This window comes from Halomonas faecis (assembly GCF_010993975.1).
In the GTDB taxonomy this organism is placed as follows: domain Bacteria; phylum Pseudomonadota; class Gammaproteobacteria; order Pseudomonadales; family Halomonadaceae; genus Halomonas; species Halomonas faecis.
On record NZ_JAACZO010000016.1, the window covers coordinates 1 to 18145 of the forward strand.

21 protein-coding genes are annotated in these 18145 nt (G+C 66.0%); 12 read left to right on the forward strand and 9 right to left on the reverse strand.

What is annotated here, in order from left to right; translation table 11 throughout:
* A partial coding sequence (locus tag GFD32_RS09325; protein WP_163574721.1) for a transposase occupies window positions 1-124 on the forward strand: 124 nt, incomplete at its 5' end.
* 33 nt (window positions 125-157) lie between these two features.
* Here the strand turns inward: GFD32_RS09325 and GFD32_RS09330 are convergent.
* Both GFD32_RS09330 and GFD32_RS09335 read right to left on the reverse strand, forming a co-directional pair.
* Window positions 158-1048, reverse strand: coding sequence for a universal stress protein (locus GFD32_RS09330; RefSeq protein ID WP_163576286.1), 891 nt, complete (start codon window positions 1046-1048; stop codon window positions 158-160).
* 70 nt (window positions 1049-1118) lie between these two features.
* On the reverse strand, window positions 1119-2138 hold the full coding sequence (locus tag GFD32_RS09335) for an acyltransferase family protein (protein WP_163576287.1): 1020 nt from the start codon (window positions 2136-2138) through the stop codon (window positions 1119-1121).
* Between the two features lie 140 nt (window positions 2139-2278).
* Between GFD32_RS09335 and GFD32_RS09340 the strand changes: the two genes are divergently transcribed.
* The 4 genes from GFD32_RS09340 (at window position 2279) to GFD32_RS09355 (ending at window position 6646) form a co-directional block, all read left to right on the forward strand.
* Window positions 2279-3184: an alpha/beta hydrolase gene (locus tag GFD32_RS09340; protein WP_163576288.1), complete on the forward strand. Its 906-nt coding sequence runs from the start codon at window positions 2279-2281 to the stop codon at window positions 3182-3184.
* Between the two features lie 109 nt (window positions 3185-3293).
* Window positions 3294-4262, forward strand: coding sequence for a magnesium transporter CorA family protein (locus GFD32_RS09345; protein ID WP_163576289.1), 969 nt, complete (start codon window positions 3294-3296; stop codon window positions 4260-4262).
* 162 nt (window positions 4263-4424) lie between these two features.
* Entirely contained in the window at window positions 4425-5600 is a 1176-nt protein-coding gene (locus GFD32_RS09350) for an alcohol dehydrogenase catalytic domain-containing protein (protein ID WP_163576290.1), read from the forward strand.
* The gene (locus tag GFD32_RS09355) at window positions 5597-6646 is read left to right on the forward strand and encodes a proline racemase family protein (RefSeq protein ID WP_163576291.1); all 1050 of its coding nucleotides are present in this window, start codon (window positions 5597-5599) and stop codon (window positions 6644-6646) included. Before GFD32_RS09350 ends, GFD32_RS09355 begins: the two co-directional genes overlap by 4 nt.
* Here the strand turns inward: GFD32_RS09355 and GFD32_RS09360 are convergent.
* From GFD32_RS09360 to GFD32_RS09370, 3 genes are read right to left on the reverse strand one after another with little or no spacing between them, the layout of a single operon-like run.
* Window positions 6631-6825, reverse strand: a complete 195-nt coding sequence (locus GFD32_RS09360; RefSeq protein ID WP_240455593.1) for a DUF1289 domain-containing protein — start codon at window positions 6823-6825, stop codon at window positions 6631-6633. The two genes, GFD32_RS09355 and GFD32_RS09360, sit on opposite strands and share 16 nt — an antisense overlap.
* Window positions 6826-6845: 20 nt before the next feature.
* The gene (gene arfB, locus GFD32_RS09365) at window positions 6846-7259 is read right to left on the reverse strand and encodes an alternative ribosome rescue aminoacyl-tRNA hydrolase ArfB (protein WP_163576292.1); all 414 of its coding nucleotides are present in this window, start codon (window positions 7257-7259) and stop codon (window positions 6846-6848) included.
* A 47-nt stretch (window positions 7260-7306) separates the two neighbouring features.
* Window positions 7307-8074, reverse strand: a complete 768-nt coding sequence (locus tag GFD32_RS09370; RefSeq protein ID WP_163576293.1) for a DUF1499 domain-containing protein — start codon at window positions 8072-8074, stop codon at window positions 7307-7309.
* A 177-nt stretch (window positions 8075-8251) separates the two neighbouring features.
* Here GFD32_RS09370 and GFD32_RS09375 point away from each other — a divergent pair, with 177 nt between their 5' ends.
* From GFD32_RS09375 to GFD32_RS09390, 4 genes are all read left to right on the forward strand, one after another.
* Window positions 8252-9508, forward strand: coding sequence for a M20/M25/M40 family metallo-hydrolase (locus GFD32_RS09375; protein ID WP_163576294.1), 1257 nt, complete (start codon window positions 8252-8254; stop codon window positions 9506-9508).
* A gap of 27 nt (window positions 9509-9535) precedes the next feature.
* Window positions 9536-10267, forward strand: a complete 732-nt coding sequence (gene nfsA, locus GFD32_RS09380) for an oxygen-insensitive NADPH nitroreductase (RefSeq protein ID WP_163576295.1) — start codon at window positions 9536-9538, stop codon at window positions 10265-10267.
* A gap of 115 nt (window positions 10268-10382) precedes the next feature.
* Complete coding sequence (locus GFD32_RS09385; RefSeq protein ID WP_163576296.1) at window positions 10383-10805, forward strand: GFA family protein; 423 nt, start codon at window positions 10383-10385, stop codon at window positions 10803-10805.
* 129 nt (window positions 10806-10934) lie between these two features.
* Complete coding sequence (locus GFD32_RS09390; RefSeq protein WP_163576297.1) at window positions 10935-11681, forward strand: FadR/GntR family transcriptional regulator; 747 nt, start codon at window positions 10935-10937, stop codon at window positions 11679-11681.
* Window positions 11682-11692: 11 nt separating this feature from the next.
* On the opposite strand, the gene GFD32_RS09395 is transcribed toward GFD32_RS09390, so the two are convergent.
* Genes GFD32_RS09395 through GFD32_RS09405 form a run of 3 tightly spaced genes read right to left on the reverse strand, consistent with a single transcriptional unit; the run spans window position 11693 to window position 15073 of the window.
* Entirely contained in the window at window positions 11693-12958 is a 1266-nt protein-coding gene (locus GFD32_RS09395) for an allantoate amidohydrolase (RefSeq protein ID WP_163576298.1), read from the reverse strand.
* A 14-nt stretch (window positions 12959-12972) separates the two neighbouring features.
* Window positions 12973-13674: a DUF1028 domain-containing protein gene (locus GFD32_RS09400; protein ID WP_163576299.1), complete on the reverse strand. Its 702-nt coding sequence runs from the start codon at window positions 13672-13674 to the stop codon at window positions 12973-12975.
* 7 nt (window positions 13675-13681) lie between these two features.
* On the reverse strand, window positions 13682-15073 hold the full coding sequence (locus tag GFD32_RS09405) for a YfcC family protein (RefSeq protein ID WP_163576300.1): 1392 nt from the start codon (window positions 15071-15073) through the stop codon (window positions 13682-13684).
* A 205-nt stretch (window positions 15074-15278) separates the two neighbouring features.
* Here GFD32_RS09405 and GFD32_RS09410 point away from each other — a divergent pair, with 205 nt between their 5' ends.
* Window positions 15279-15845, forward strand: coding sequence for a nucleoside deaminase (locus tag GFD32_RS09410; protein WP_163576301.1), 567 nt, complete (start codon window positions 15279-15281; stop codon window positions 15843-15845).
* Between the two features lie 42 nt (window positions 15846-15887).
* On the opposite strand, the gene GFD32_RS09415 is transcribed toward GFD32_RS09410, so the two are convergent.
* On the reverse strand, window positions 15888-16361 hold the full coding sequence (locus tag GFD32_RS09415) for a YbaK/EbsC family protein (RefSeq protein WP_089688125.1): 474 nt from the start codon (window positions 16359-16361) through the stop codon (window positions 15888-15890).
* A gap of 237 nt (window positions 16362-16598) precedes the next feature.
* Between GFD32_RS09415 and GFD32_RS09420 the strand changes: the two genes are divergently transcribed.
* Together GFD32_RS09420 and GFD32_RS09425 are read left to right on the forward strand one after the other, a co-directional pair.
* Window positions 16599-17189, forward strand: a complete 591-nt coding sequence (locus GFD32_RS09420) for a TetR/AcrR family transcriptional regulator (RefSeq protein WP_163576302.1) — start codon at window positions 16599-16601, stop codon at window positions 17187-17189.
* Window positions 17186-18139, forward strand: coding sequence for a DMT family transporter (locus GFD32_RS09425; protein WP_163576303.1), 954 nt, complete (start codon window positions 17186-17188; stop codon window positions 18137-18139). Before GFD32_RS09420 ends, GFD32_RS09425 begins: the two co-directional genes overlap by 4 nt.
* Window positions 18140-18145: the final 6 nt, after the last annotated feature.

Here is an 18145-nt window from a genome sequence, read left to right on the forward strand (position 1 = left end):
CACCAGCGTGCTGGAGGGCATGAACAATCGGATCAAGGTCATCAAGCGGATGGCCTATGGGTACCGCGACATGGAGTACTTCTTTCTGAAGATCCGTGCCGCGTTTCCCGGCAAAGTGCGATGAACCCCTTTTTTTCGTGTCGTTTTCAGGCCGCGATCAGACCACGACGGTGACCGGACAGGATGCGCGGTCGATGACCCGGTGGCTCACGCTGCCCAGCAAGGCTTCACGCCAGGTGCCGAGCCCGCGACGGCCCATGATGATCATCGGGTGGTCGGCGTGTCGGCCCGCCTCGGCGGTGATGGCGTCGGCGTAGTGGGTGGTGCAGAGCACCCGTTCCGTCACGCCGGCGGGAATCTCGCCCAGCGCTTGGCGGGCGCGATGGAAGATGTGCCGGGTTTCGTCGTCCATGTTGGCTTCATCCGCCGCCTCACTCGCCGGGCGGCAGAACAGCAGCGCAACGCTCGCCTCGGCGCTGCGCGCCAGGTCGCCGGCCAGGGCGGCGGCCTTGTCGCTGTGGCGCGATCCATCCACCGGCAGCAGTACCCGGTCGATGCGTTGGGCGTCTTCACTGGCCGATTCGGCGTGAACCACGGTGACCGGAAAGCTGGCGCGGTGCACCACCTCGTTGCTGACGCTGCCTTCCACGAACTTGCCCATGTCGCTGAGGTGACGGGCGCCGATCACCAGCAGGCTGTCCGGCTGGCGCTGGGCATGCGCGACGATGATGCGCGCCGGTTGGCGCACGAAGGTGGCATCCTCCAGGGTCACCTCTTCGGGCGGAGTCGCCATTGGCGGCTGGATGGCTTCGCGGGCCAGCCTCAGGGCCTCGCTGGCCGTGTGTTGGCACAGAGCCCTGTCGTGATCGCTGTCGGCCTGCCGGTTGGCCGGCACGTCGCTGAGCTCGGGCGGGTTGAGCGGCATGACGTGCAACAGTTGCAGGCGTGCGTCCAGCAGTCGTGCGAGCATGGCGGCATGACGCGTTGCGGCCACGGCGCTAGGGGAGCCGTCGACCGGCACCATCACCAGCGAAACGCGCTCACTCATTGGAAACTCCCAGTCAGTCCAACATCGTTCTTCCAGACTAGCGCAGTTGGCGAATCGGCGTCTTCATGGTTCATGGAACGTACAGGCGTTTGCCGAACATCAGTCCGCCCCAGTGGCTGCGGTTGACGATCCGGTTGAGCATGACCGAGCCGCTCATGCCGACCACCCCCAGTGCCGAGGCATAGAGCCACAGAGGAACCTTGACCTGCCAGGTGGCGAAGTCGACGACGGAAAAGAACAGCGGATGAGCCAGGTAAATGCCGAAGGAATGCTCGTTGACCCGCTTCACCAGTCGCGGTGCCGGACGCCCGGCCAGCCATCTCATGGCCCACAGCGCCGAAAAGATGAACAGTGGTACTACCCAAGTCTCTTTGGAGGAGTACTCGAGCTCGCCGCGCAGCGTGAACAGTACGATGCCCGCCACGGTAGCCAGCAGCCAGGCCGGATTGGCGAAGCCGCGGAACCAGCGCCGCTTCATCAGGTTCGGATAAGCACTGACCAGCAGCACGGCGAGAAAGAACAGGTAGATCCAGCCGATAGGCGCGATCCAGTGCAGATACCCGGGTGGTTCGAGACCCTGCCAACGGAAGTATCCCCAGTAACCCATGCTGATGAGCGCTCCAATTACCAGCCCTGGTCCCGAGGGGAGCCAGTGCCAGAGCCGGAAGCGATTGTAGAGCCAGAACAGCACGTAGAATTGCATGGCGATGATCAGGAAATAGCCGTGCCAGCCCGCGAACACCAGGTACTCGATCATGTGGCCGGTAAAGCCGAGTGAATCGCCGTTGGCCTTGACCCGCACATACTCGGCCAGCGAGTAGATCAGCCCGTAGACCAGGTAGGGCACCATGACGTACTTGAAACGGTTGGCCAGGAAGTGGTGGGGGACGGCGTCGCCATAGCGGGCTGAAAAGAGGAAGATCGAAATGAAGATGAAGATCGGCGTGCCCAGGACCAATGGAATGCGGACGAGATCCAGGGTCAGGTGCGACAGGTAGTTGTCTTCGATGCGCAGGATCAGGTGGAAAAGGAAGACAGCTAGGCAGCCGTAGAACCTGAGCCAGTAGATTTCCTCGATGCGTCCTTTCATGGGCTACCGGGCCTGTGTCGTGTCGTCGTGTGAAGCGGAGTGGAACGTCGGCGCCTGCCAGGCTGTCCGACCACGTCGGAACGCAAACATTCCTCGTGCAATGACGATGTCATTCTCGCTTGGGTATCGGGAGGCCGCTCATGACGTTTCGGCGCTGTGCCGTTGGCATGCTGGCGCTGCTGCTCTGTTCGCCGTTGCTGGCCGGCCAGGTCAGTCATCATCGCTTTGCGTCCGATGTGCTGGGCCGCGACTACCCCTACGCACTCTACCTGCCGGACGGTTATCGCAGTACGCAGCAGGCCTATCCTGTCATCTACCTGCTGCATGGCTCGTTTGGCGGTTCCCGAGACTGGCTCGAGCGTGGGCGTTTGGCCCGCACCGCGGATCGCCTGATTCGCGAGGGCACCATCCCGCCGGCGGTGATCGTCATGCCGGGCAGCCGCAGCTGGTGGATCGACGGCCACAATGAACCCGCTCGTCGTGCCTTTTTCGACGACCTCATTCCCCATGTGGAGGCTACCTGGCAGGTGGTTCCGGAGCGTGCCTGGCGCAGCGTGGCAGGGCTCTCCGCCGGCGGCTATGGCAGCGTCAATTTCGCCCTCGAACGCCCTGAGCTCTTCGGCGCTGCGGGCGCGCTGAGTCCGGCCAGCTATCACCCACTGCCGCCGCAGAACTCCTCGGCCTGGCGCCATCCCGCCTTTCTCGACGATGCGGGAGAATTCGACAGCGAACTGTGGGCCGCGCACAACTATACGGCCCATCTCGACGACTACCTGGCGGGAGAGTTCGTCGTGCCGTTGTATATCAGCGCGGGCGATCGTGATGTCTTCAACGCGCTGCATCACGCCCGCCTTCTCTACGAGTCGCTGGAGGTCAACCAGCCCCACCGCATCACCCTGGAAACGTTTGGTGGGGGCCACACCTGGCGAGTATGGCGAGCGAGCCTGCCTGGCGCCCTGTCCTGGATGTTCGCCTACCTGGAGGGCCCCGTGCCGCTGGCGCAGCTTGCCGAGGCCGAAGCGCAAGGCAAGATTCCTGCTCAGTGATACTGTCGATGGGCTCGTTCCAGGGGCCCCGACTCCGCTATGCTGACCGCCACCGACGCATCGAGCGGTTCGGGGCGGCGGCGTCGATACAACCGACAGGGAGAACGCCATGATTCGTACGCGATGGTTGGATGGCGAAGGCCAGGAGCATCTGGGCGGCGAGGAGCTGATCGCTACCTGGCAGGCGGCGCCGCAGGGGCATATCTGGATCGACATGCAGGGTGAGTCCGTGGCTCGCGAGCGCGAGCTGCTGGAGGCGTTCGGTTGCCATCCCATGGCCATCGAGGATGCCCATCGCGAGCGTCATCCGCCCAAGATCGAGGAGTTCGAGAGCCATACTCTCATTCTCTATCGCGGTATCTCCTCCTTCGATGCCGAGCTCAACTACACCCCCCAGCAGATGGCCTTCTTTCTCGGCGAGCGCTTCTTGATCACCCTGCATCCCGGCAAGGCGCTGAGCATCGACCGCCTGTTCGACGCCGAGGGCGGCGTGCTGCTGCGCCGCTCGCCCGAGCATGTGGCGTTGCGCGTGATGTACCTCTCTGCCGGGTACTATCTGGACAGCCTGCTCGAGTTCGAGAATGCCTTGAGCGACCTGGAAGACGCCCTGCTCGACGACGGCAGCGACGCTCTGATGCGCCGCGTCATCGCCTACCGCTCGCGGCTGGTGAAGATGCGTCGGGTGTTCAACTACCACGTGGGCATCACCCAGGACCTGACCGCTTACGACTACTCCCACCTGCCGCGCGGCAACGAGGATACCTTCCACGCCATCAACGACGTGCACGAGCGATTCGAGCGCCTTCACAGCCTGACTCAGATGTACTACGACATCTGCGGCGATCTGATCGACGGCTACATCTCGCTCTCCTCGCACCAGCTCAACCTCACCATGCGCGTACTGACGGTGATCACCGCCATCTTCGTGCCGCTGACCTTCATTGCCGGCCTCTACGGCATGAACTTCGCGCACATGCCGGAACTCGCCTACCGCTATGGCTACTTCGTGGTGCTGGCGGTGATGCTGGCCATCGGCGTCTCGCTGCTGTGGCTGTTCCGTCGCAAGCACTGGTTGTAGCGAGCTACCGGCTCCGCTCGCAGGGCAGCATGCCCGGCGCGGCGAGGCAACAGAAAAAGTTGCGAGAAAACCGGGCAAATCAAGAACGAACGGCTCTTTTCAGGCGACGGCCGATTGCACTATCGTCGCGCCTTTGACACGGCCCAACCCAGGAGGCAGCCGATGGCTAGCGCACCCCTTCCCGACACCGTGCCCGAGACCATGGCCGCCATGGTGCTCACCGGGCACGGCAAAATCGACAAGCTGGTCTATCGCCAGGACGTGCCGACCCCCAGGCCGGGACCCGGCGAGGTGCTGGTGCAGGTCACGGCAACGGCCAAGAACAATACCGACCGCAAGGCGCGCGAAGGGCTCTATCCCACCAAGGAGAAGGGCGAGGTGACCTCCTTTGCCATGGGCGGCGAAGCGACCCTGACCTTTCCGCGCATCCAGGGCGCCGACGTGGCCGGGCGCGTGGTCGCCGTCGGCGAAGGCGTCGAGGCCGGGCGCATCGGCGAGCGCGGCCTGCTCGACTTCAACCTCTATCCCGATGCGCGCCGCGATATCAACCTGATGCCCGACTACTACGGTCACGGTGCCGACGGCGGCTTCGCCGAGTACGTCGCGGTGCCCTCGGACCAGTTTCACCACGTGCCCAACCCGGAGCTCGCCGATGCCGAACTCGCCGCCATGGGCATGTGCTCCTACCAGACGGCCTACCACATGATGACCTCGGCCCGGGTCGGTGCGGGGGAGCGGGTGCTCGTCACCGGCGCCAGCGGCGGCGTGGGTACGGCGCTGATCCAACTATGCCGCATCGTCGGTGCCATTCCCTACGCGGTGAGCCAGCCCGAGAAGGCCGACGCCCTGCTGTCGCTGGGCGCCGAGGCGGTGATCGACCGCGGTGACCTGGCCACTTTCGTCGAACGGACCCTCGCGGCCACCGGTGGAGCGCCCATCGATGCGGTGATGGATCTCGTCGGCGGCGAGATGACCGACCGCTTCATCGACACCATGATCGGCGACATGAAGGCCCGCAGCACCTATCCACGGCTCTCCATCGCCGGGGCTAGCGGCGGCAACCTCAGCGAGATCATGTGGACGCGCATCTACCTCTATCAGGTGCAGATCTTCGGCGTCTCTCATGGCACCCGCGAGGAGGCCGAGCAGCTGGTGGCGTGGATACGCGGCGGCGACCTCAAACCGGTGCTGCACGCCGCCTTCAAGCTCTCCGAGCTTCACGATGCCGAGCGCTACTTCGTCGCCCGCGACAGCAACTACCTGGGCAAGATCGTGATCGTGCCCGACAGCCAATGGAACGCGCACGGGGCGCGCTTCGCTCTCGAGGGAAACGCATGAAGGAAGAACTCGTCTTCCAGATGATGGATACCCACGCCGGCGGCGACGTGAGCCGCATCGTCACCGGCGGCATCGATCTACTGCCCGGCGCCACGGTGCGCGAGCAGATGCACTACCTGCGCGACGATGCCGATGGCCTGCGCAAACTATTACTCGACGAACCCTACGGCATTCCCGAGATGTCGGTGGACCTGCTAGTACCGCCCAGCGATCCCGAAGCGGCGGTGGGCTACATCATCATGGAGGTGATGGGCTACCCGATCTATTCCGGCTCCAACACCATCTGCACCGCCACGGCGGTGCTGGAACTCGGTCTGGTGGAGAAACGGGAAGGGCGCCAGCGTTTCACGCTGGAGTCGCCAGCGGGGCTCGTGCACATCGAGGCGCTGGTGGAGAACGGTGTGGTGGAGGCGATCACCTGCGAGGGGTTGCCCAGCTACATCGACACCTATCGGGCCAGCATCCATGTGCCTGACCTGGGCGACGTGACCTACTCGGTGGCCTACAGCGGCGGCTTCTATGCGCTGGTGGAAGCCACCGAGCTGGGCTTCGACCTGACCCGGGACGAGGAGCGCGATCTGGCGGCCTGCGCTCACAAGATCGTCGAGGCGATCCAGGCCGAGCGCGGCTTCTCGCATTACACTCTGGGCGACGTGGGGCCGCTGCCCTTCCTGCACTTCATGGGCCCGGTGGAACAGGTGGCCGATGACTTCTACCGCTCGCGCTCGGCCACCTACGTGCACCCCGGGGTGATCTGTCGCAGCACCACCGGCACCGGAACCTCGGCGCGCCTGGCCCTGATGAACCACGAGGGACTCATCAAACCGGGCGACAGGCTGGAGACCGTCTCATTGCGCGAGACCGGCTTCATTGGCGAGTTTACCGGCACGCGTCGCGAAGGCACCCACCAGGTGGTGGAAAACACCATCACCGGCAAGAGCTACGTCCTCTCGCGTGCCGAAGTGGTGGTCAACTGCGAGGATCCCATGGTGGAGTGTGCGGGGCTGCACCACATTCTGACCAGCGGCCATCACGCCGGGGAATGAGGGTCGGCGGCCAGGCGTGCCCACACCGCGGCGCGCTCGGTCTCGCTCATGCTGCGCCAGCGGGCGATCTCGTCGAGGGTGCGCCGGCAGCCTTCGCAGTGCTGCGTCGTCGAGTCGATCCGGCAGACCTGAATGCAGGGTGAGGCGAGGCGTTCTTCGCTGGGAGGCATCGTCTCCATGGCCTTCACGTTGTCGAGGGTCACTCGCGAACCTTGCCGCGCAGCGCCTTGGTCTGGCCCTTGCGGGTCTTCTTGTCCAGGCGCCGCCGCTGAGAGCCCTTGGTGGGTTTGGTCGGCTTGCGAACCTTGCGCTGCCTGATCGCCTCGCGGATCAGTTCGCGCAGGCGTTCCAGAGCATCCTCGCGGTTCTGCTCCTGCGTGCGGAAGCGCTGGGCCTTGATCACCACCACGCCCTCCTTGCTGATGCGCTGGTCGCCGAGCGCCAGCAGCCGCTCCTTGTAGAAGGGCGGCAGGCTGGAACAGGGGATATCGAAGCGCAGGTGCACCGCCGAGGCGACCTTGTTGACGTTCTGGCCGCCGGCCCCCTGGGCGCGAATGGCATGGATCTCTATCTCCCAATCGCCCAATTCAACGGAGTTGGAAATGCGCAGCATGGTGAGGCTCGTTCGACTTCCGGGTGAGAGGGCAGGCTAACATGGCATCACTCCACGCGGGCGTGCAGGGCCGTCAGGTAATCGTGAATTCGCCCGGCGTTGGTACCCAGGTCGCTCTGGCCGAGGCGCGAGGCGGAGCGCACGTCGACGCGCACGCCGTCGCTCTCCGGCGTCAGGCGGATCGCCACGTCGTCTTTGAAGCCGAACCAGCGCGTGGTGGCCGTCGCCTCGATGTGCCGTTCCTCCACGGTGGCGATCTCCCAGCCCATCTCGCGCGCCGTGGCTTCGGCAGCGTCGCGTACCTCGGCCAGCGGCAGCGGCAGCGTGATCGGTTGCACCCAGGGATAGGCGCTGCGCTGACGGCGGGCAAAGGACTCGCCGGGATACTCCACCCCGTTGGGGGCGGCCTCGCGGGCCTCGGCGAGTGCCTCGAAGGCGGGCGGATTCGCCGTGTCGGTGGTGATGTCGTGAATGGGCGGCACGCGCTGGGCGCGATGCATCATTTCCCAGGGCCCCACGAGCATGGCCGCGACCGCGGCGATCACCAGCAGCCCTGCGAATGCCGGTTTCCAGCGTCGGCACAGCGTGGCGATCAGCACGGCGATCAGCCCCAGCGCCGCCGCGCCCACGGCCACGTAGGCGCCCAGGCGCAATACATCGAAGGCGGTGCTCAGGGGCAGGAGATCCAGGCGGTAGGCCGGTCCGGCACCGCCCATCATCAGTGCCGCGACCACCAGCAGCACGAAGCCCAGCTGGGCCGGTGCCACCGGCCAGCGGCCACCGCGGGGACGTGGTCTCAGGGTGAAGTTCGACATGAAGCCTCCCGGTCGATGAACCATGTCACAGCATACCCCTTTCCATGCCGACTTGCGGAGGGATGTTTCACGTTTGTCTGATGGAGCCTTTGCTGTTGATCTCGGTCGGGTGCGCAGCCGAGTGTGGTGAAATCTGGCAAACTGGAAGCTTTCTTCCCTGACACAGCGAGAGTCGCCATGAGCGAAACGAACCAGCCCTGGACCCAGCCCATGCCGGAATCGCAGTTCGAGTTGATGCGGCGAATCCTCGATGCCCCGAGCCCCGTCGGGCTGGAAGGCGCCATGACCTATGGCGTGCTCAAGCCCCATTTCGAGAGCTTTGCTCCCGAAGGCTGGCAACTGCATCAGTTCAAGGGGCATGCCGGCGTGGTGCTGGACTCCCACCCCGGCCGAGACGATCTCTTCAAGGTGATGATCATCGGCCATGCCGACAAGATTCGCATGCAGGTGCGCTCCATCGGCGACGACGGCAAGATATGGATCAACACCGACTCCTTCCTGCCCACCGTGCTGATCGGCCACGAGGTCAAGTTGTTCAGCGAGGACCCGGCCAGTCCGGGTAGCTATCGCATCATCCGCGGTGGCACCGTGGAAGCGCTGGGCGCCATCCACTTCTCCGACCCGGGCCAGCGCGATGGCAGCAAGGGCATCAAGAAGGAACAGATCTACCTCGATCTGCAGGTTCACGGCGAGAACAAGAAGCAGCAGGTCGAGAACCTCGGCGTGCGTCCCGGTGACACCATCCTGCTCGACCGCCCCATTCGTCCCGGCTTCAGCCCCAACACCTTCTACGGTGCCTACCTCGACAACGGCCTGGGCTGTTTCGTCACCGCCGAAGTGGCACGGCTGATCGCCGAGGCCGGCGGTACCCGGCAGGTGCGCCTGCTGTTCGCCATTGCCAGCTACGAGGAGATCGGCCGCTTCGGCAGCCGGGTGCTGGCCGGCGAGCTCGAACCCGATGTGCTGATCGGCGTGGACGTCAACCACGACTACGTGGCGGCTCCCGGCATCGGCGATCGCCGCATGCAGCCGCTGGAGATGGGCAAGGGCTGCACCCTGTCGGTGGGCTCGATTGCCAGCGAGCAGCTCAACCGCATCATCGAGAGCACCGCCCGGGAGCACGGCATCCCCCTGCAGCGCGATATCGTCGGCGTGGATACCGGTACCGACGGCATGGCCGGCGTGCTCGCCGCAGTGGACTGTGCCGCCACCTCGATGGGCTTTCCCATCCGCAACATGCACACCATCTCCGAAACCGGCAATACCCAGGACGTGCTGGCTGCCATCCATGCCCTGACCCGCAGCCTCCAGGCGCTCGACGCCCTGCCGGACCCGCATCGCGAGTTTCTCGACAATCACCCGCGGCTCGACACCGCCTCGCCGCTGGCGCATCAGGGCGGTGCCAAGCCGCAAGCCGAAGCCGACGACGCCTGATCCCGAACCATTCGACTGCGAGATGTCATGAACCCGACCATCGAATTGCTGAAATCCCATCGCTCGATTCGCAAGTTCGCCGACCGGCCCGTCTCCCGCGAGCTGCTGGAAGAGTTGATTCGCGCCGGCCAGGCAGCGGCGACCTCCAGCCACGTGCAGGCCTGCAGCGTCATTCACGTGAAGAACCCCGAGAAACGCGCGGCGATCGCCGATTACGCCGGCGGTCAGGGCTACGTGGCCAGCTGCGGCGCCTTCCTGGTGTTCTGCGCCGACATGAAGCGGCCCACCGAGGCCGCCGAGCGTACCGGTGCCCGGGTGGTGCGTGGCATGACCGAGCATCTGCTGGTAGCCACGGTGGACACCGCCTTGATGGCTCAGAACGTGGCGGTGGCCGCCGAGTCCGAAGGGCTCGGCATCTGCTACATCGGCGGCATCCGCAACGACCCCCGGGCCGTCAGCGACCTGCTCGAGCTGCCCCAGCACGTCTATCCGGTGTTCGGCATGTGCCTCGGCTATCCGGCTCACGATCCCGACGTGAAGCCCCGCCTGCCCGTCGAGGCGATTCTCAAGGAGGACCGCTACACCGACGACCGCGAATGGGTGGAAGCCTTCGACGACACCATGCATGCCTACTACCGGAGTCGGAAGGGCGGTCCCAAGGACAGCACCTGGTCGCAGAATCTCACCCCGCTGTTCGATACCAAGCTGCGCCCGCACATGCGCGAATTCCTCGTCGAGCGCGGCTTCGAGATGAAGTGACGCCTGGCTGGAGTTGCTAAGCTGATACCCGGATGTTCGGCGGCTTCTCCGGGCACGTTGCCCCCACCATGAAACGGCCGTCGAGCCACTGTCATGCAGCCTGAGGAGGCAAGGTATGGACGCTAACTTCGAGCATCGAGGGCGTTGTCTATGCGGTGCGGTTCGAGTCACTGCCGGTACGAAGGGCAACAACATGGGGGTGTGTCATTGCACGATGTGTCGCCGATGGGGTGGCGGTCCGCTGTTTGCGGTGGAGTGCGAAGACGCCGTGGCCTTCGACGGCGAGGAGCACATCGCCGTCTTCAGCTCGTCGGAGTGGGCGGAGCGTGGCTTCTGTCGGACGTGTGGCACGCACCTGTTCTACCGTTTGAAGGAGGGAGGGCACTACGCGATGCCTGTCGGGCTGTTCGATGACGACGACGCGTGGCGTCTCACCGAACAGATCTTCATCGACCAGAAGCCGGCGTTCTACGCGTTTTCGCAAACGACGAAGAACCTCACCGGCGAAGAGGTGTTCGCCCTCTATTCCGGAAAATGAGGCGTCCACGCCCGGGTGGATGCAGGCGGCTGACGGACAGCGCCTAGCCGAACGTCGGGTCCGGCTAGGCTGTCCCCTTGCTGGCCAATGGCTTACCCTTGATGTCCCTGTGTCGGCATGAGAGAAGCCATGGCTGGTTCTGCATCGCGTCGCCTTCCCTACCACGTCGCGGATACCATCAAGGGCTGGATCGTGGATCGGCAACTGATGCCCGGCGACCGTCTGCCCAGCGAGGCGGAGCTCATGGAAACCCTCGACGTTTCCAAGGGCACCATCCGCGAGAGCACGCGGGTTCTGGAGGCGCAAGGCCTGGTGGTGACGCGCACCGGTCCGGGTGGCGGCGTGTTCGTGTGCAAGATGAGCGAGGCCAAGGCGACCTCGCTGCTCAGCCATTACTTCTATTTCCAGGACATCTCGATTCGCGACATCTACCAGATTCGCCTGGCTCTGGAGCCCGAACTCGCCGCCTCGCTGGCGGGCAAGGTCGGGGCCGAGGATCTGGCCCGCCTGCGCGACAGCCTGCACAGCTATGCCACGGCGGCGCCCGACATGGAAACCGAGCGGCAGCAGCACATCGATTCGCTGCGCTTCCACGAGATGCTCGCCGAACTGGCCGGGGGCAATCCGCTGTTGTCGTTCATCATCCGCTTCACCGTGCAGATGCTCTCCGACCTGACCGTCTACCGGCGGCTCTATGAGCCCGGCGATCACCAGATCGGGCCCACCGGCTGCCAGTATCACGCGCGGGTGCTGGATGCCATCGAAGCGGGGGACGCCGACCTGGCCCGTGAACTGATGCGCGAGCACATGCTCTCGGCCCAGGCGGTGATGAACGACAACGAGGCTCAGGTCAGACGAGGCTTCCTGGCCGACTGAGACGGCGGGCGTCAGCCCCGGTCGCGGGTTTCGGGTGCCGATCCCAGGTCGCTGAGAAAGCGCATCAGCACGCGGGTGGCGCGGCCGGCGTCTTCCTCGCTGATGGCTTCGTCGGGATGGTGGCTCAGGCCCTCCTTGCAGCGTACGAAGAGCATGCCGATGTCGGTCAGGTCGTGCATGGCCAGGCCGTCGTGGCCGGCGCCGCTGAACAGGCGCTGGATAGGCTCGTCGCAAGCCCGGCAGGCGCCTTCCAGCGCTTCGATCAACCACTCGGCGCAGGCGACCGCTTCGGCGTCGTAGGTGGGTTCGCTCGACAGCTCGAGGCCGCGCGTTCGGGCGATCCGCTGGCAGGCCTCCAGGATTTCCCGACGTCCTTTCTCGCGCACGTCCGCGCTGGGGGAACGCAGCTCCAGCGTGAAATTCACCTCGGCGGGAATCACGTTCACGGCGTTGGGGCGGACATCCAGCTTGCCGACCACGCCGACCAGGTCGGGCGTGGCGTTCAGGGCCCTATCCGCTTCCACCACCATCTCGGCCGCCCCGACCAGGGCGTCGCGGCGGCCGGCCATCGGCGTGGTGCCGGCGTGTCCGGCCTTGCCGCGCAGACTTAGGCGGTGGCGCTCGATGCCGGTCAGCGCGGTCACGATGCCCACCGCCTGGTCGCGCTGCTCGAGCACCGGTCCCTGCTCGATATGCACCTCGACGAAGCCGAAGACCGACTCGGGCCGGCGGGCTGCCTGCGGGATCGCCTGCGGGTTGCCGCCGAAGGCTTCCAGCGCCTCGCCGAGGGTCACGCCCTCGGCGTCGCGGGCCTCCAGGCTGGCGGGGTCGAAGGTGCCGGCCAGGGCACGGCTGCCGATCAGGGTCGACTGGAAGCGGGTACCCTCCTCGTCGCCGAAGGCCACCACCTCGACCCCGTAGGGCAGCTCGGTGCCAGCCTCCTTCAGGGCTTGCAGGGCCTGCAGCGGCAGGGCGACGCCCAGCATGCCGTCGTACTTGCCCCCTTCGGTGACGGTATCCTGGTGGGAGCCCAGGATCAGGGTCCGCTCGCCCCGTGCGGCTCGTGCGTCGCGTCCCACCAGGTTGCCCGAGGCATCGAGCTCCGGGCTCAGCCCGGCCTGGCGCATCCAGTCGGCGATGAGTTCCAGCACCGCGCGATGTTCGTCGGAACAGAACAGCCGCGTCACGCCCGGGCCGGGCTGCGAGTGGCGCGCGGCCTCATCCAGGCGCGCCATCAGTCGACGACCGAGGGCCGCCTGCGTCGAGGAATCGGTCATGGTCTCTCCTGGAGTCAGTATGTGGGCAGCGAGGCGAGGAAGGCGGCGAATGCCGGTTCGCGAATGCGCTGGAGCAGTGCCCGAAGCGCGCCAGCGGGGTCGTCGGCCCAGTCCACCCGCAGGTCGATGGGCGCCGCATCGAAGGACTCGATGCGCAGGGCCGCCGAGCGGGTGCCGCGAGCGTCGCCGCCGGCCTGCAACGCCGCCTCCAGCGACTCGATCAGACTCTCCGCCAGGCGTGCCTCGTAGCCATCGCGGTAGCGGGGCGTGGCGGCGTGGCCCCACGCCGCGTCGGGGTTGGTGCAGGTCTGCGTCAGAAAGGTTCGCAGCAGCCTCTCAACGACCCGCTCGTCGGCCAGCATGTTGCCGGCCGCGGCGGCCGTGGGGCGCAACTCGGCGGCCACCACCGCCAGATTGTCGCTGCCGGAGTGCACGGCGGCCCGGCCATCGGCATCCATCGCCAGGCATTGGCGGCGCGAGGCACCGCTGTCCCGTTCGATCGTCTCTTGCAGCGCTCGTCGGGCATCGAGGCCCTGCTCCAGTGCCTGGCGAATGCCCTCGGGGTACCACGGATTGGTGGCCAGACCCTGGGTGGCACAGGCACCCAGGCCGCGCCACGCATGGTGCACGTAGCCACCCACCACCACACCGCCGGTGGCCGTCAGCGCGGCGACCGTGCCGGTCGCCGGCTGCACGTGAATCAGCGACAAGGTCATGGCGGGCTCAGTATCCGGTCACGTGGCCGATGATCAGGCCGACCCAGGCCAGCACGTAGACCAGCACCATGAAGGGCAGAATGGCCTTCAGCCATGCCACGTAGGAGACCCGACCCAGAGCCAGCATGGCCAGGGTTCCGCCGGACGTGGGCACGATCAGGTTGGTCAGGCCGTCGCCCACCTGGAAGGCGGTGATCATCAACTGGCGGCTCATGCCTACCAGATCGGCCACCGGTATCAGGATGGGCATGGTGACCAGGGCCTGCCCCGAGCCGGAAGGCACGAACAGGTTGATCGCTCCCTGTACCACGCTGGCCATGATCGCTGACAGGGCGCCGGGAATGCCCTGAATCAGGCCGCTCAGCCCATGCACGATGGTGTCGATGATCTGCGCCTGGCCGAGGATCACCTGAATGGAGGCTGCCAGGCCGATCACCAGTGCCCCGGGGGTGACCTTGGAGGCACCTTCCATCATCTGCTTGACGATCTCGTTGGCGGCGAGGCCGTTGACGATGCCGATCACGATGGCGATCAACAGGAACATGCCGGCGATCTCGTTGATGTACCAGCCTTGGGTGAAGACGCCCACCAGCATGGCGGCCAGGCCCAGCACGAACACGCCTAGGGTCAGTTTGTTTTGCTTGGTCAGCCGGTATTCATCCAGGGATCGGGTCATGGCTTTGGCGTTGTCCGGCTCCTCGAAGTCCATCTTGACCACCCACTTGCAGATGTAGAGGGAGAGCAGGGCCAGGGAAGAGACCACCAGCAGGGTGCGCAGCCAGGCGCCGGAGAAGGTGGGCAGTTCGGCGATGCCCTGGGCCACGCCTACGGTGTAGGGGTTGATGGGCGACAGCGCGAAGCCGATGCCAATGCCGCCGACCGCCATGGTGGTGCCGACCAGGCTGGAGCAGCCGATGGCGCTGGCGATGAGCACGGCAATGGGTACCAGGGCGATGTTGTTCTCGAAGCCCACGGCCACGCCGAAGAAGCCGTAGATGAAGGTGCCGGCGGTGATGATGATGTTGCGTCGCTCGACGCCGACTCGGTTAACCGCCACCCCGATCGCATTCTCCAGCGCACCGGTGCGCTGCAGGATATGGAACAGGCCGCCGGCGATGAACACGATGAACAGGTAGAGCGATGCCTCGTTGAGGCCGCGGGGAACCGCCACGAAGATGTCGAAGGGCGAGATGGCCTCGACATCGGAAAGGTAGGTGAAGGATTCGGGGACCACGCGGGTGCGTCCATCTTCCTGGACCCGCTCGTACTCACCCGCCGGCACCACGAAGGTGAGAGCGTAGGTGGCCAGCAGGATCATGAAGATCAGCACCATGGGGTCGGGTACCGTCTGGTACCACTTCTTCTTGCGCTGTGACAGCGCCTGCTCGGTTGTACTCATGTCGTTGTCCTTGTTCGCCGTGCGCTGGCGAGTGGGGGTGCCGGCGCATATTGGGCAATTTATCATGATAAATTGCCCGGTCAAGAAACGAGCCAAGAGAGCCCCGGGCGTTCTTGCCGATGGCCGTCGGTCGCGATTGCCCGGAAGGAGTGGCATCGCCCGGGCCAAGGCGGCAGGATAGGGTGACAATTCGAACGGAGGCACCATGGAAACGTTGCTGAACGCACGCACGGAAGTCACGCACGCGGCCCTGGCCGCCATCGCTCACATGCCTACGGCCAGCCTGCCGGTGCTGATGGACGATGCCTTCGCGAGGCGGCTGACCGATGTCGATTTCATGCGCATCGCGGTATTGCTGGCGCAGAAGAGCTTCGACGAGGGCGGCTGTCCCATCGGCGCGGTGATCGTCGACAACGACACCGGACGCATCGTCGGCAAGGGCCACAACACCCTGGTGCAGGAGAACCATCCGTACCATCACGGCGAGACTTCCGCCGTGCGCGATGCCGGTCGCATCGACTTCAGCCGCACGACGCTGTTCACCTCGCTGAGCCCGTGCGAGATCTGCGCCACGCTGCTTTACATGCGCGGTTTCTCGCGCGTGGTGGTGGGCGACGTCACCAACGCCTCGGGAACCGAGTCGCTGCTGAGCGAGAAGGGCATCCAGGTCGACATCCTGGAAGACCCCCGCGGAATCGACCTCTACGCCCGCTTTCGTGCCGCAAAGCCCGAACTCGATCGGGAAGACTGGCAGGGTCGGCGCGCCTCGTGAACCTCGATGAGGCCGGCGCCAAGCCCCGGCGCGGGTGCCGACTCAGGCCGTCACCGGCTGCTTGCAGACGTCGACCCACTCCGCCTCGACCAGCTCGGCCAGGCGGCTCGGAGTGAGGCGCACCGCGCTGTTGAGGGCGCCGGCGGCGGGTAGTACCTCGGCGAACGCGCGCAGCGAGACATCGCAGTAGACGGGCAGCGGGGTGGCCAGGCCGAAAGGGCAGACGCCGCCCACCGGATGCCCGGTCAAGGCCAGCACCGTTTCGGCGTCGAGCATCTTCGCCTTGCCGCCGAAGGTTTCGCGCATCTTGCGGTTATCGATGCGCGCCTCGCCGCCGGCCACCACCAGCACCTGGCGCTCGCCCACGCGGAAGGCCAGCGTCTTGGCGATCTGCCCCGGCTCGACGCCATGGGCCGCGGCGGCCAGGGCGACCGTGGCGGTGCTGGTTTCCAGTTCCAGTATCTCGAGGTCCGGGGCTTTCTCGGCGAGGAAGGTACGTGCGCTCTCCAGGCTCACGGTCGTCTCCTTGTGGGCGTGTTCGGGGAAGGGGAGGCGTGCGGCGTTCGGTCCGGGCTGACCGAAGCCGATAGGACTGTCACGATAGCAGTTCGTGCCGAATGCGCACCACCGGCCCGGTTTGCGTTGCCTAACCCAATGAATGCGGTCGCCTCGTCCTTTTCTGGCGGCGCCCCTTGCTGCGATAATTAAAGTAGGTAGACTGGTCTAACTACCTCTCGCTGCGATGAGCTTTCCATGCCTCTAGCACAACCTCCGTCGCCTCAGAGCGCCCGCGACCGACTGCTCGCCGCGGCCGCCGCGCTGTTCTACGACCACGGCATCCATGCCACCGGCATCGATGCCATCGTGCAGCGCGCCGGCGTGGCCAGGAAGAGCCTCTACAACAACTTCGCCTCCAAGGCCGAACTGGTGGCCGCCTATCTGGAGGCCCGCCACGCCGAGTGGCGGGCGCTCTACGAGGCCCGCCGGCACCGGGCCGGCTCGCCCAGGGAACGGGTGCTGGCGGTCTTCCAGGCCTACGAGGATCATGCCGAGCACGCTTACGAGCATGGCTTTCGCGGCTGCGGGTTGCTCAATGCCGCCGCCGAGCTGCCCGCCGGCGATGTTGGCCGGCAGGCCGTCAGGCAACACAAGGAGGAGGTCGAAGCGCTGCTGGCCGAGCCGCTCGGCGAACTGTTCGGTGTCGACCCGGCGCGCCAGGCCGAGGTGGCACGGCAGCTCGCCTTCCTGCTCGAGGGGGCTATGGCGCGCGCCGGCCTGGAGGGCCGCAGCGACTGCCTGCGTCAGGCGCGCGAGATGGCCGCGGCTCTGCTGGAGGCGCGATGAACGCGACGACCCGAGAGCGCCTGCTGGGTACGGCGACGGTGCTCATCGCCGCCCTGCTGTGGGGCACCACCGGCACCGCTGCGACCTTCGCTCCCGAGGTGAGCGCAGTGGCCATCGGTGCGGTGGCGATGGGCGGGGGCGGTCTTCTGCAGGCGCTGCTCGCTGCCGGGCGCATCCGCCGCCATGCGGGAGCGTTGCGCGCTCAGCGGCGAGTGCTGCTGCTCGGTGCCGTGGCTGTGGCCATCTACCCGCTGGCCTTCTATGCCTCCATGCGCCTGGCCGGCGTGACCATTGGCACGGTGGTTTCCATCGGCTCGGCACCGCTGCTTTCGGTACTGATCGAGAACCGTCTGGACGGGCTGCGTCTCACCGTGCGCTGGGCCACCGGTGCCGCCCTGGGGCTTGGCGGCATGCTGCTGCTGTGCCTGGCCGAAGGCGGCGGCCATGTCGCCACCGGCGACGAAGTGGTGCCTGGCGTTCTGCTGGGGCTGCTGGCCGGGCTCAGCTATGCTCTCTACTCCTGGACGGCGCGCCGCCTGATGCAGCGTGGCATTGCTTCGCGCGCCGCCATGGGGGCCACCTTCGGCATCGGTGGCCTGCTGCTGATGCCGGTGCTGCTGGTCACCGGTGCGCCGCTGTTGGCCTCCTGGGGCAACGCCGCCGTCGGCCTCTACATGGCGCTGGTGCCGATGCTGCTGGGGTATCTCTGCTTCGGCCACGGCCTGGCACGCATCCCCGCCAGCACGGCAACCACGATCACGCTCTTCGAGCCGGTGGTCGCCGCCGGCTTGGCCGTAGCCATCGTCGGCGAGCGGCTGCCACCGCTCGGCTGGGTCGGCATCGTATTGATCCTGGCCTGCCTGATATGCGTTAGTGCACCCGTTAGCCCGTCTCGCCGGCAGGCCGTTGCCGAGGCGGCGAGGCGACGTCCAATCAGCCCGCAACCCTGAGGAGAG

Coding starts and splice junctions, on each gene's coding strand:
- GFD32_RS09345 (WP_163576289.1), top strand. CDS start 3,294: ATGATTCGTACGCGATGGTTGGATGGCGAAGGCCAGGAGCATCTGGGC.
- GFD32_RS09405 (WP_163576300.1), bottom strand. CDS start 15,073: ATGAGTACAACCGAGCAGGCGCTGTCACAGCGCAAGAAGAAGTGGTAC.
- GFD32_RS09410 (WP_163576301.1), top strand. CDS start 15,279: ATGGAAACGTTGCTGAACGCACGCACGGAAGTCACGCACGCGGCCCTG.
- GFD32_RS09370 (WP_163576293.1), bottom strand. CDS start 8,074: ATGTCGAACTTCACCCTGAGACCACGTCCCCGCGGTGGCCGCTGGCCG.
- GFD32_RS09385 (WP_163576296.1), top strand. CDS start 10,383: ATGGACGCTAACTTCGAGCATCGAGGGCGTTGTCTATGCGGTGCGGTT.
- GFD32_RS09335 (WP_163576287.1), bottom strand. CDS start 2,138: ATGAAAGGACGCATCGAGGAAATCTACTGGCTCAGGTTCTACGGCTGC.
- arfB (WP_163576292.1), bottom strand. CDS start 7,259: ATGCTGCGCATTTCCAACTCCGTTGAATTGGGCGATTGGGAGATAGAG.
- GFD32_RS09375 (WP_163576294.1), top strand. CDS start 8,252: ATGAGCGAAACGAACCAGCCCTGGACCCAGCCCATGCCGGAATCGCAG.
- GFD32_RS09395 (WP_163576298.1), bottom strand. CDS start 12,958: ATGACCGATTCCTCGACGCAGGCGGCCCTCGGTCGTCGACTGATGGCG.
- GFD32_RS09425 (WP_163576303.1), top strand. CDS start 17,186: ATGAACGCGACGACCCGAGAGCGCCTGCTGGGTACGGCGACGGTGCTC.
- GFD32_RS09355 (WP_163576291.1), top strand. CDS start 5,597: ATGAAGGAAGAACTCGTCTTCCAGATGATGGATACCCACGCCGGCGGC.
- GFD32_RS09350 (WP_163576290.1), top strand. CDS start 4,425: ATGGCTAGCGCACCCCTTCCCGACACCGTGCCCGAGACCATGGCCGCC.
- GFD32_RS09360 (WP_240455593.1), bottom strand. CDS start 6,825: ATGGAGACGATGCCTCCCAGCGAAGAACGCCTCGCCTCACCCTGCATT.
- GFD32_RS09400 (WP_163576299.1), bottom strand. CDS start 13,674: ATGACCTTGTCGCTGATTCACGTGCAGCCGGCGACCGGCACGGTCGCC.
- GFD32_RS09390 (WP_163576297.1), top strand. CDS start 10,935: ATGGCTGGTTCTGCATCGCGTCGCCTTCCCTACCACGTCGCGGATACC.
- GFD32_RS09420 (WP_163576302.1), top strand. CDS start 16,599: ATGCCTCTAGCACAACCTCCGTCGCCTCAGAGCGCCCGCGACCGACTG.
- GFD32_RS09340 (WP_163576288.1), top strand. CDS start 2,279: ATGACGTTTCGGCGCTGTGCCGTTGGCATGCTGGCGCTGCTGCTCTGT.
- GFD32_RS09330 (WP_163576286.1), bottom strand. CDS start 1,048: ATGAGTGAGCGCGTTTCGCTGGTGATGGTGCCGGTCGACGGCTCCCCT.
- nfsA (WP_163576295.1), top strand. CDS start 9,536: ATGAACCCGACCATCGAATTGCTGAAATCCCATCGCTCGATTCGCAAG.